Consider the following 13,082-nt stretch of genomic DNA (forward strand, 5'->3'; position numbering starts at 1 on the left):
ATGATTTACGTAGTAATAGCATTTTTGTGGGTTGCCATCTGTTTGTACCTCATTTTAGGAGGCGCTGATTTTGGTGCAGGGATAGTTGAATTATTTTCGGAAAAGAGTTATAAAAAAAGAACGCAGAAGATTATGTACAATTCGATTGGACCAATTTGGGAGGCAAATCACATGTGGTTAATCATTGTCATTGTTATTTTATTTGTTGGTTTTCCTAAGATGTATGCAGAAATCTCAAATTATTTGCACATCCCGTTAGTAATTATGTTATTGGGAATTATTGCAAGAGGAACATCGTTTACTTTCAGAAATTATGATGCAATTAATGATAAATGGCACAATTTGTATGATGTAATTTTTACTTATTCGAGTGTTGTAACACCATTATTTTTAGGTATAATTGCTGGTTCTATTGTTTCGGGAAGTATTGATGTTAATGCGAAAACTTTTCAAGATGCTTATATTTTTTCGTGGTTGACTTGGTTTAATTTTTCAGTTGGCTTATTCACTGTTGTGATTTGTGCTTTCTTGGCTTCGGTTTATTCAATTCAAACTGTAAAAAATGATGAAGATAAAGTGATTTTAAGAAAACGTGCGAAAATTTATACCGCATTGATTTTTGTAGCAGGCGCATTTGTTTTTGCTGTTTCAATTTGGAAAAACATTCCGTTATTTAGCTGGATAACATCAGAGATTTATGGATATATAGCAGTTGGTATCGCTTCAATTTCGATTGTGTTACTACTAAAATCATTAAATCAAGCGAAAGATACATGGCTAAAAGTTTACGCAGGAATTATTGTGATGATGATTTTATTTGCGGCAACTTATTCTCACTTTCCAAATTTGGTTTTATTCAAGGATGGATCAACGTTGTCTTTATTAACAGATTACGGTGCGTTGAGTACGATAAATATGTTAGCTTGGGCATTATTACTCGGTTCGATATTTATTTTACCATTCTTGTTTTACTTGATTTATTCATTCAATCAAAAACAAAAAATATAGAAAAAATCTCGCTGTTATAGCGAGATTTTTGGTTTTGTTAATTTTTCTAAAATTAATAATATATTGAATAATACGATGTTATTTAAGTTTAATGGTTTTGAAAATATCTTTAAATATTTCGATATTATTTCCTTCTAAATCTGTCCCTAAAAATAATATTGTTTTATCTTCTGTTGATTTTAGAATTAAAATCATTTGATGATTTTTACCTTTATATTCAGAATTCACAATTGTTTCATAAAGTTTATCTTTACTTTCAGTATAGGTCTTAGAATTTTGACTAATTATTTTAACATTCTTTTCTTTAAAATTATTATTAGATAAATCGTTAACGAATTTTTTTGAATAATTTTCCATTTCAATTAATGGGAAATTAGAAGGAAATACTTGTACTGAAAAATTATTGATTAATTCATCTCCAAATGGAGATCCTTTACCTCCAACTGTAAAGAAAGCTAATCCACTTAACACTTTAGCTAATTTATATTTTGATTCTTTTAGATTAATTGTAAACGGAAGTAGAGGTTCTTTAAATTTTATATTATTATTGTAGTTTACAGATAATAATATTTCTTGAATTTCTTTTTGTGACAATTTATCATTTATCGGAGAAATGCCTACAACCATAACAGTTAAATTTTCATCTCCAAATAATAGAAGATTTTGAGTAATTTGTTTAACTTCTTGTGGTGAAACAATTAAAATGGCATCATAATTATTGATTTTTAAATTATGAGTTACTTGTGCATTAGTACCTTTAATTTTCTGTAGAAGCTTTTCTTTACCTTCCAAATAATTAGCTCCTACTAATTCTGATATTTGAACAAATTTATCTTGATCAGATTGAATTCGAAATAATTCAGGAAAAAATTGATAATTTGTTGGTTTGTATAAAGATAATTTAGAATTTGGTATCTCAAACATTCTTTTATTAATGTGACCTGTTTGTGCCGAAACATTAATTCCAAATGTAGTTAATAAACAAATTAATAAATAATATTTTGTTTTCATATTATAGGTATTGTGTATAGATAATATAAGATAACGTTTATGTATTTCATTAAGATGTTGAAAATAAAAGGCTAAGTGTTGTTTGGTTCTGAACGAAGAAAATAGCTGTTTTAGTCTTGACTAATTTACAAAAAATAAAAACAATTTATGTTTAGAAACAACAAAGGCTGAAAGTTTACTTTCAGCCTTTGTTGTTTTATTAATTTTTTGATGAAATGACAGTTTTATGAATTATGCTTTGCTTGCCATTCAGCAATTTCTTGTTCGTTTAATAAACAAGAATTTAATTCTTCTGTTATTTTTTCTTTATCTAATCCTTGCCCAATAAATACAAGTTCAATCATTCGATCTCCCCATTCCTTCGACCATTTTGCATCAATTTGTTTTTGATTAAATTGATAAGCTGCAAACTGAATTCTTTCGTCATATGGCATCGAACACCACCAAGCTCCCGCAGGATCAATTCGGATACTACCACCAGCTTGACTCAAGAAAATAGCTTCATCGGGACGATTTGCTAACCAAAATAATCCTTTCGAACGGTAAATAGTAGCAGGGAAATCATCATTCAAATACGTTAAAAAACGTTCTGCATGAAACGGAATTTTTTGTCTGTAAACAAAAGAAGTCATTCCATATTTTTCTTCTAAATGATCGTGATGTTCATGTGTACAATCTGCTCCACATTCGTGATCATGATGGTGGTGATGCTCTTCGTGCTCTTGTTCTTCCAATAATTTTACCCACGCATCCATGTCTTGAATTTTTTCGAAATCAAATAAATTTGTATTTAATATTTCAGTCAATTCAACATGCGAAAAACTTGCAGGAATTATTTTAGCCGTAGGATTTAATTTTGCAACAAATGCTTCGATATTCATCAAGGTTTCTTCTTCGACTAAATCCATTTTGTTTAGAATGATGATATTAGAGAATTCAATTTGATCAATTAATAAGTTGACAATTGGACGATTATCTTCTCTGTTTTCTGTAAATCCACGATCAAAAACATCTTCATCAGTTCCTAAGTTTTTGAAGAAATTATAAGCGTCAACTACTGTCACCAAAGTATCTAAACGAGCAACTTTTGGTAAATCTACTTTTCCATCAGGCGAAACAAAATCTAATGATTGTGCGATTGGTCCTGGATCAGAAATACCAGAGCTCTCGATTACTAAGTAATCATATTTGCCAGATTTTGCTAATTTTTCGATTTCAACGATTAAATCTTCGCGCAATTCACAACAAACACAACCATTGCTCAATTCAACCAATTTTTCATCGGTTTGAATCAAATCATTTTCACGAGATACCATTTGTGCATCAATATTTACCGCTCCCATGTCGTTTACGATAACCGCAACTTTTAATCCTTTTTTGTTGTGTAATATATGATTGAGAAGTGTCGTTTTTCCGCTTCCAAGAAATCCAGAAAGTACCGTTACAGGTAATCTATTTTCCATAATTTATGCTTAAAAATGTTTTACAAAGTTACGTTTTTATCATGCAAATTTTTAGCCTAAATTATCTATAAATTTTATAATGTTCTGTTAAGAATATGATGAAAAGTAATTTATTTCTGGAATTGTTTTATTTTTGTTTAAAATCAATCAAAGTAATGTTTGTCAATAGTGTTATCACGCTAATAATTATTTCAGTAATACTTGAAATTTACCTCTATTTTAACTTTAAAAAATTTTATCACAACAAGTATTTCCTTTTTGGAAATATGCTCATTTGGCTTCTTGTTTTGACGAATTTTGGCTATCATTTAATCTTTTTCGACCGTAATGTAGGGCAAACGCAAGCGACAATGTGGGGAACAGGTTTGTTTATGTTGTTTGGTTTTCCTCGTTTAATTTTGATTATATTTTTCCTAATTCAAGATATTATAAGAGGATTAGGTTGGCTATTCAATCGAATGAGTAATCATCAACCCAAAGCAGATTCTTATTTACCTTCTCGTCGAAAATTTGTAATGAATACTGGATTAACAGTAGCTTCTATACCTTTTTTTAGTTTGATTTATGGAATGACTTTAGGGAAATATAATTTTAAAGTCATTAAGAAAAAACTGGTTTACGAACGTTTACCAAAATCATTTGATGGATTTAAGATTTTACATATTACTGATATACATTCGGGAAGTTTGGATAATCGTGAAAAAATAAAGCAAGCCGTAGATTTAATTAATCAACAAGAGTTTGATATATTGTTATTTACAGGTGATATAGTGAATAATTTTTACTGGGAAATGGATAAATGGTACGATATTTTCTCGAAAATTAAACAAGGTAAATATGGTAATTTTGCAGTTTTAGGAAATCATGATTATGGAGAGTATTCGGATTGGAAATCAGAGGAAGAGAAGCAAGAAAACTTCGAGAAGATTAAAAGAATTTTCCCTAAAATAGGAATGCAATTGTTGTTAAATGAAAATCGATTGATTACAATAAATAATGAAAAAATTTCGTTGATTGGTGTTCAAAATTGGGGAACACGATTTAAGAAATTAGGTGATATTGATGTTGCTTCTCGCACTGTCAATACTGATGATTTTAAAATTGTATTATCTCATGATCCTTCGCATTGGAACGAAATATTGAAGCATCATCCTAAACATTTTGATTTAACATTATCTGGACATACGCATGGTATGCAGTTGGGGATTGAGGTTCCGAAAATTGGTTTACGTTGGAGCCCGTCACAATATGTTTATCCACAATGGGCAGGTTTTTATGATTTTGAAGGAAAAATAATCAATGTGAATAGAGGTTTTGGTTACCATTTTTACCCTGGTAGAGTAGGTGTCTGGCCAGAAATTACAGTAATCGAATTAAAATCAATTTAAGATATGATCTAAAAGCAACCAAATTATTTGGTTGCTTTTTTTTTGATGTACATCAATGAAAGACTGCTAAAATTTATGGATTATTGTAATAGAAAAAATTTATAAACATGAATGAAGAATTAATTCCTTTACAAGTTGTAAAGAATGAAAAAACAGTAAGGTTTGAACTAAATGTTGATGGTTTTATTGCGTTTATTGATTACAAGCAAGATGACAATGTAATCAAATTAATACATACAGAAGTTCCTGATGAATTGGGCGGTAGAGGAGTAGCTGCAGCTTTGGTTGAAAAAACATTGGTTTATTTGGAAGAGCATGGTAACGTCTTATTTCCGTATTGTCCTTATGTTTTTGCTTACATCAAAAAACATCCTGTTTGGAAAAGAATTGTTGATCCAAATTTTTCGAAATACGATGAGTTGTAGAAAATAGCAATCATTATATTTTTTTTATAGCTTTTGAGGTTTAATTATTTTAAATAATTGAACTTCAAATTTCTATATTTTTTTATCGTATAATATATAAAAAATAAAAACAATTAAGTACTTATAATCATTTAAACTTCCCAAATTGAATTGATTATAAAATGAATGTATTTTTGATTTATCTTAAATAGAGTAGCTGTTATAGATTTATAAGTGTTAATTTCGCGAAAAAATAAATATGAAAACTATTTATCAATTATTTCTATTCATAAATATTTTGATAAGTCAAACTTGTTATTCCCAATTAGATAATATACACTATTTACAACCGCTTGTATTTGGAGATTACGCTTCTTCAGTAACGCAAGAATTTATTTACTTATCTACACCATCTAAAGAACCTATTACTGTTGAAGTAACATATCCGGATGAAATTTCATCACCTCGATTATTAGTGGTTAATTTATCATTAGCAACTAAATCTTATGTTAGTGATGGTTTAATAACGTTGAGTAATGAACAACCAGTAAGGATAAGTTTTGTTAATACAAGTAATTCTATATTAAAACCTGGATTATCTGCTGTTTCTTTACCAACAAATAGAGCTGGTACAATTATAAAATCAAATGAGGGAGGGCTGGTTTTTAAATCAAAGGAATCTTTTTATGTTAATTATAGAGCAAGACATACAGGACATGCTGGAACAGTTTTAACAAAAGGAAAAGTTGCTTTAGGAAAAACATTCTTATGGGGTGGGACACCAAATGAGTTTTCTAATACTACTAGTAACATTGGTACAATGCTTTCTTTTACAGCAACAGAAGATAACACAGAAGTTGTTGTAGACAATTATGAAGAAGGATTAGAATTTTTGAATGGTAATGGTTTGGCTCCAATAATACACCCAACTATTTCTGTCAATTTGAACAAGGGTGAATCATACATATTGTATGCAAAAATGAAGAAAGGAGCTATAACAGTACAAAATAACGGATGGTTAGGTGCAAGGATTCAGTCAAGTAAACAGATATCTGTTACTGTTGGAGGTTTGCTTCAACAAGGCGGTAAAGCAGACAATAGAGATATCGGATTAGATCAAATAATACCAATACAATATGTAGGAACTGAGTATATAATAATGCAGGGTAATGGTTCTATAAATAATGAAAGAGTCATTGTTATAGCAACAGAAGAAGATACTAAAATTACAGTTAATGAATCAACTATCGAAAATAAATTAACAAAAATTGGGGATTATTTAATTGTACCTGGTTCTAATTTTATGAATAAAAACATGTATATATCTAGTGATAAACCAGTGTATGTTTTTCATAAAGTTTTTGGAAGTAGTGGTTTTCAAACAAATAATTTCATGCTTATACCTCCAACTTCATGCAATGGACAAAATTCTGTTGATTTAATACCAGATGCTAAAACGATTGGTGATACAAGTTATCCAAATACAATCTTATCAGTTCTTGCAAGAAAAGGAGATAGTTTTAAACCTATAATTGAATTAAATAATGAAAAACTATCTGAATCAGAAGGGCCAACTAATGTACCTGGAAATTCTGATTGGGTTTCATATCGATATGCAATAGGAAGCAAGGGATTAGGAAATATAAAAATTTCAGCATTAGGAACAATTCAAGCTCAAATTTTAGGTGCAAGTGGTGATGCAGGATTTGGAGGGTATTATTCTGGTTTTGGAATTGTTCCAGAATTAAAAGTAATCATTAAAAATAAACGTAATGATTTAGCATGCACAGGAGATACAGGAATATCAGTATTACAATCAGAATTAAATCAATTTTCAGGTACTTATCAATGGTATAAAAATGGAAAATTAATTCCAGGAGCTACAACTATTACTTACGATATACCTTATAAAGATACAGAATCAGCGGATTATTTTATGACAGTAACATTAAATGATGGTTGTATTTATTTTAGTGAAATAATAACTACTTATGCCTGTCCATGCTTTAAACCATTTAATCCTGAAGCTACAGACACAAATTCAGTTGTTGGCATTTCAACCACAGAAACTAGGACAACCCCATTATGGCCAAATGACATTCCAAATGCATTTTTGGTATTAGAATCAAAAAATAAGGGACTTGTTATCTCGAGAAATAAGAATCCAGAAAAAAATATTTTGTTACCAGTAAGAGGAATGATTGTATATGATTCTGATGATAAATGCATAAAGTTATACAATGGAACAAAATGGTCTTGTATAAAACAAAAATGTTATGATTATGAATAGTAGAAATAGGTTAATACTAATTAGTTTTATTTTAAAAATTCAGATATTATTTGGTCAAATTTCTATTGGTAAGGCGAATGTAGATGGAAGTGGATTGATAGATTTTCAATCAGAAACAACAAAAGGAATAGTATTATCTCATGTAGAGGATGTGAATAAAATGCATGATATTTCGGAAGGAACATTTGTGTACGATGAGTTTTCTGCAAAGGTGATGTTTTTTGATGGTGAAACTTGGATTGATATGAATGGAGTAGAGGGATTGAATCCATCAAAATTAGAAACTATAGAATCTTCATCGAAAACTGGAATGATTATAGGAAATGATACTACTGATGCAATAGGTATATTAGTTTTAGAGTCTGATGACAGAGCTTTAATTTTGCCAAAAATAGAGAATCCAGCAAAAAATGTAAAATCACCATATGCAGGAATGATTTGTTATGATACCTTAAGTGATAATTTATATATGTTTAATGGAAAATATTGGACATTCTGGGGAATTGAAGAAGATGATACTATATAAAAAGTATTTTTATATATCATAACGAATAAGATTATAAAAACAAATGCGACCCGAAAAAGGTCGCATTTGTTTTTATACATTGAAAAGCAATTTTTTTAAGCTTTTTGATGATCATCTTCATCATGTGTGTAAGTCTGTTCGATCGCAACATGTCCTTCCCATTTGTCTACAGCAACCGTAGATAAAGCGTTTCCAAGTACATTTGTCATCGAACGAGCCATGTCACAGAAGTGGTCTATTGGTAAAATCAAAGCAATTCCTTCTGGTGGAATACCAAACATCGAACAAGTTGCAACAACTACAATCAATGAAGCTCTTGGCACTCCTGCAACACCTTTTGACGTTAACATTAAAACCAATAACATCAAGATTTGTTTTTCGATTGGCATATGGATGCCATAAACTTGTGCAATAAATAAGGATGCGAAGGTCATGTACATCATGGATCCATCTAAATTGAAGGAATATCCGAGTGGTAAAGTGAATGAAATAATCTTCTTTTGGGCACCAAATTTTTCTAATTCTTCTACTAATTTAGGGAAAACAGCTTCGGATGAAGTTGTTGAGAAAGCGATTAATAATGGTGCTTTGATGTGTCTTAATAAGTCGAATAAACGTTTTCCTAAAATAAAGTATCCAACGATACATAATACTAACCACAATAAGGCGATTCCTATTACAAAAGCGATTAAGTATTTAACATATAATGCGAAAATTCCGAATCCGTAAGTTGCAATAGCAGCAGCAATAGTTCCTAAAACACCCAATGGTGCAGTCCACATTACGTAACCAACCATGATTAGAACGATATGCGAAATTTTATCTAAAGCTTTTGTGATCATTTCTCCTTCTTTTCCGTAAGCAGCCATGGCTACTCCAAAGAAAATAGAGAAAACTACAATTTGTAAAATTTCATTTGTTGCAAACGCTTCAAAAACAGATTTTGGAATCATGTGTGTAATGAAATGTTCTAATGTTAATGAAGCTTGTCCTTTTAATAAATCTTGAGCAGAACTCGCATCCATTTCTATGTTTATGCCTTCTCCAGGCTTCATTATATTTACAACAACAGCACCGATTACCAAAGAAGTAAGTGAAGCTGTAATAAACCATCCCATGGCACGCCCTCCAACGCGTCCAACCATTTTCATATCACCCATTTTAGCAATACCTACAACTAAAGTTGAAAAAACTAATGGCGCGATAATCATCTGAATAAGTCGAATAAAAATAGTACCAAGTAATTTGATATTTGTCGAAAATGTTTTAATAAATTCTGGAGAGGTGTAGTAATGTACATAACCACCAACAGCCACACCAATTAACAAGGCAACGATGATAGCTATAAAAAGTTTGTTATTTTTCATTATGCGATTTTAAACTTTTCCAAAACTACTATTTTTTAGCAAAATATTAAGAATTTAAATGGAATTATACGTTAATTAAATATAAAACCCTTTGTTAGAATACGATACAAAGGGTTTTATTATAGTGTATTGAAGACTATTCTGGTTGTTTGAATGGAATTTCTTGATTTAGAATTTCTTCAATTAAGCTTGCCATTGGTTCACTAGAGTGATCTACAATAGAATAATTGATCGTTGTATTCTTATCAACAGAAAGTTTTATTAATTCTTTATTCGGAAATTTGATAGGATAAATACACAACTCAATTTCTTTATTTATATTTTCTTTGTTGGAATAATACAAATGCGCGTAAAATATTAATTGCAATTGTTTCGCTTTATCTTCTTTTTGATAAACAACTTCGATTTCTTCTGTTTTAACCGAAATATCTTTCGCATAACCTGTTTTGTAATCAATAATTCGCAATTGATTGTTAACAGAATCAATACGATCAATAACACCTTTAAGTTTTACTACTTTTCCATTGGTCAAGGTAAAATCTACTTCGTGTTTTGATTCCAATGATTGAATGATAAATTCATTTTCTTTTGCCGTTTTCACATCTTTTGACAAAACACCGTCAACAATTCGTTCTGCAATTTTATAAATCAAATAGTTTGGACCTTTGTCTAAATGTCCATCTTTATATTCCTTCTGAAAATGAACTTGTAAAGTCTTATCTTTTTCTTTTTCAATTAATTTGAAATCGTTTTCGTGTAAAATTCGGTTCAAATAAGGTTGATATAAATCTTCTAAAGCACCATGTACAATATTCCCTAAAGTTCTTGCACTTACGGTTTCTTCGGCCTCTTCAACTTCTTTTACGTTGAAGATTCGTTGTTCATAAAAATCCAATGGATTACGCAAATAGGAAGAAAGAGAAGAAGGAGAGATTCCGTATTCTGCCCAATTCCAAAGTTTTTTCATCGTTTCATCTGTTTTAGGAACAATAATTTCTTTCAATGGTTTTGTAACAAAACTTGGTGCAGCAAAAATTTCTTTCATCTTGTGATGACTTTCAAATTTTATTTGCGCTAAAAAGCGAGATTTTTCGCCAGAACCCATTCCGTCTGCTTCTGTATCATAAACAAAGTAAGCATTTTTCGCACGTTGAATCAATCGGTAAAAGTGATACGCATAAATCGAATCGTTTTCGGTAAATGTATTCAATTTCATTTGTTTGCGAATGTCATACGGAATAAATGTATTGTTTTGTCGTCCCAAAGGCAAAATTTCATCATTTATAGAAGTCATGATAATGTTGTCAAAATTTAACAAACGTGTTTCCAAAAGTCCCATTAATTGTAAACCTTTCAATGGTTCGCCAATAAACGAAATAGATTCGGAAGAAACGATTTTGTTGTACAACAAAAATAATGTTCTATAATCTTTTATATCATTTACTTGTAGTAAGTTTTCGTGTAATTGATTGAATACTTTTTTGAAAAAGAACAAGTATTCTTTCGTTAATAAATCATTCATCGAAGGATGATGCAATAATTCATCTGTCCAATTTTTTAAATGATGAATAAATGCTGTAATAGATGTTGGAATATGAAAAATGGATTTGAAAATAGAATTTTCTAACGCATTTTGAATTGATTTCTCTGAATTGAATATTCGATTTTGAGTACGAATTTCATCAATTAGTTGTCGACTTTTATCCGAACTAAAATGAGATAAGGTTTTGTTTTCGAGAATTTGTAAAACATTCTTGAAATAAAACATCGATCCTTTTCCTAATTTTTCGCGATTCATCTGCAATTCGAAAATCGATTTGAAAAATTGTGCTAATGGAACCGAACGTAATGGAATACCCATCGAGATATTAAGATGCGTAATATTTTCGGGTAATGAATTTAGAATTGCAGGTAAAATAGATTCATCAGCCAAAATTAAAGCTGTATTTTTAATCTCATCGTCGTTCAGGTTTCGGATTAAATCTGCGATGTATTTTGCTTGTCCAACTTGTTTTGCAACACCAATTGTGTGTAAATTTTTTGGCTTCGAAAATTCATCAACAACCCAATTAATTGGTTTTATTTTTTCTTTGTATTTTCTTAAAAATGAACCCGCCTCCTGATTGGGGTTTTCATAGTAATATTTATCTGCATCAAAATATAAAGTGGCTAAATTTTCTTTTTCTAATTTAAAAATAAGCGCTTGTTCTGCTTTCGTTAATGCATTGAAACCAGCAAATACATAATGAGAAGTTTTGTTCTCAACAATTTCGTTGACTTTTTCGCTCGCAATTCTAAAAACCATTCCAGCATAACCTTCCTTCGAATCAAGTAAATCTTGTTGCAATTGAACGTATAACTTTGAAACGATTCCCCAAAAAGTTAAATGATTTTGAATGATTTCATTTTTACCAATATCAATTTTTCCTTCACCCCATTGATTGATTCGTTCAACCGAAACCAAATAATCTAACACTTTATTCGCAGGTTGCAAGGAAGCGTCAATATCATCAAAGTCTTTTAAAACAGTTGGTCCCCATTTGATAAAATCTTCGAAAGAATCTGGTTTGTCAACGATTTTCTTATAAGCTTGATAGGCTTTGAACCAAAGATTGATACCAGAAATAATTTCTAAACCAGAAAGTTCGCTCATCAATTCCTCGATACTTTTCATTTGAGGGAGAATGATATTTTGCGATTGACGTTGAAATTCTTCTCTAAAAAAAAGCATAGGACGCTTTCCTGGTAAGACCAAAGTCGTATTGATAAAATTTGTTTGATTATGCAATAAATCTTTTACAACATTTTCTATGAATTGAGCCATTTTGAAATTTTCTTTGTTGAATTGTTGTAAAAGTAAGGATTTTGAAAGACAAAAGGTGGCGTTTAGTTGTCTATTTATTACTTTTTTAAGTTGACTTCTACATGTTCTGAACGTTGGAAAACTCCATTTTTGTAGTAATCTTTAGAAATTAGATTTCCTTTTTTGTCATATTTTAAAAATACACCATTTCCATTATTTATAGGTCCGCAATATACTATTTCACCTTTGCTTGTATAACAATCTTTGGCAGTTACGAGTAAATTGTTTTGAAATACTAAAGTAGCAAATGGCTTTCCGTTTTTATAAAAATATTGGAATGCTCCTTCTGCTAAATCATTAATGAATAATCCTCTACTTTCGATAACGGAATTTGGAAAATAAGTAATTTCCATGCCTTCTTTTTTATCATTTACATAGCTTGTTTCTCTAAAAAGTAAACCGTTTGGAAAATATTCGTAAGTTATACCTTCTCTTTTATCATATTCATTTAGTCCAATGATAGTTTTTATTTTACCGTTTTCGTATCTTTTGACTTCTTCAAAAAGCTGTTTGTTTTGAAATTGACTAAACACAAATGTTTCTGAACAGATCAATAATAAAAAAAGAAAATATTTTGACATTTTATAAAATTCTAAGTTCAACAAATAAGTGCAACTCAAATTAAATCATTGGGGGCTAGCCCCCAATGATTAGCCAAGTGTTAAATTTGATTTGTGAAAAAAACATATAAACAACTCGACCAGGAACAAAGATACCAAATTGGAATACTTTTGACAGCAGGAAAAAGCAAAAAAGATATTG

10 protein-coding genes are annotated in these 13,082 nt (G+C 30.0%); 5 read left to right on the forward strand and 5 right to left on the reverse strand.

Annotated elements, in window-relative coordinates; translation table 11 throughout:
* Complete coding sequence (locus HX088_RS10790) at positions 1-1,008, forward strand: cytochrome d ubiquinol oxidase subunit II (protein WP_286484142.1); 1,008 nt, start codon at positions 1-3, stop codon at positions 1,006-1,008.
* A gap of 78 nt (positions 1,009-1,086) precedes the next feature.
* Here HX088_RS10790 and HX088_RS10795 read toward each other — a convergent pair whose 3' ends face one another.
* Both HX088_RS10795 and HX088_RS10800 read right to left on the reverse strand, forming a co-directional pair.
* The gene (locus tag HX088_RS10795; RefSeq protein WP_260543491.1) at positions 1,087-2,019 is read right to left on the reverse strand and encodes a hypothetical protein; all 933 of its coding nucleotides are present in this window, start codon (positions 2,017-2,019) and stop codon (positions 1,087-1,089) included.
* Between the two features lie 224 nt (positions 2,020-2,243).
* Positions 2,244-3,482, reverse strand: coding sequence for a GTP-binding protein (locus tag HX088_RS10800; protein WP_260543490.1), 1,239 nt, complete (start codon positions 3,480-3,482; stop codon positions 2,244-2,246).
* 155 nt (positions 3,483-3,637) lie between these two features.
* Here HX088_RS10800 and HX088_RS10805 point away from each other — a divergent pair, with 155 nt between their 5' ends.
* The 4 genes from HX088_RS10805 (at position 3,638) to HX088_RS10820 (ending at position 8,090) form a co-directional block, all read left to right on the forward strand.
* The gene (locus HX088_RS10805; protein ID WP_498795606.1) at positions 3,638-4,870 is read left to right on the forward strand and encodes a metallophosphoesterase; all 1,233 of its coding nucleotides are present in this window, start codon (positions 3,638-3,640) and stop codon (positions 4,868-4,870) included.
* Between the two features lie 107 nt (positions 4,871-4,977).
* Positions 4,978-5,295, forward strand: coding sequence for a GNAT family N-acetyltransferase (locus tag HX088_RS10810; protein ID WP_260543487.1), 318 nt, complete (start codon positions 4,978-4,980; stop codon positions 5,293-5,295).
* A gap of 238 nt (positions 5,296-5,533) precedes the next feature.
* Positions 5,534-7,564 carry an IgGFc-binding protein gene (locus tag HX088_RS10815; protein ID WP_286484143.1) on the forward strand — a complete coding sequence of 677 codons (2,031 nt, stop codon included), beginning with the start codon at positions 5,534-5,536 and terminating at the stop codon, positions 7,562-7,564.
* Complete coding sequence (locus HX088_RS10820) at positions 7,557-8,090, forward strand: phage tail-like protein (protein WP_260543485.1); 534 nt, start codon at positions 7,557-7,559, stop codon at positions 8,088-8,090. Before HX088_RS10815 ends, HX088_RS10820 begins: the two co-directional genes overlap by 8 nt.
* Before the next feature lie 95 nt (positions 8,091-8,185).
* Here the strand turns inward: HX088_RS10820 and HX088_RS10825 are convergent, their stop codons facing one another.
* The 3 genes from HX088_RS10825 to HX088_RS10835 all read right to left on the reverse strand — a co-directional run bounded on the left by HX088_RS10825 (position 8,186) and on the right by HX088_RS10835 (position 12,901).
* Positions 8,186-9,457: a dicarboxylate/amino acid:cation symporter gene (locus HX088_RS10825; RefSeq protein ID WP_225540215.1), complete on the reverse strand. Its 1,272-nt coding sequence runs from the start codon at positions 9,455-9,457 to the stop codon at positions 8,186-8,188.
* Between the two features lie 136 nt (positions 9,458-9,593).
* Complete coding sequence (locus tag HX088_RS10830; protein ID WP_286484144.1) at positions 9,594-12,281, reverse strand: PD-(D/E)XK nuclease family protein; 2,688 nt, start codon at positions 12,279-12,281, stop codon at positions 9,594-9,596.
* A 77-nt stretch (positions 12,282-12,358) separates the two neighbouring features.
* Positions 12,359-12,901: a toxin-antitoxin system YwqK family antitoxin gene (locus HX088_RS10835; RefSeq protein WP_260543481.1), complete on the reverse strand. Its 543-nt coding sequence runs from the start codon at positions 12,899-12,901 to the stop codon at positions 12,359-12,361.
* Between the last annotated feature and the right edge of the window lie 181 nt (positions 12,902-13,082).

The organism is Empedobacter sp. 225-1, assembly GCF_030328185.1.
Taxonomy (GTDB): Bacteria; Bacteroidota; Bacteroidia; order Flavobacteriales; family Weeksellaceae; genus Empedobacter; species Empedobacter stercoris.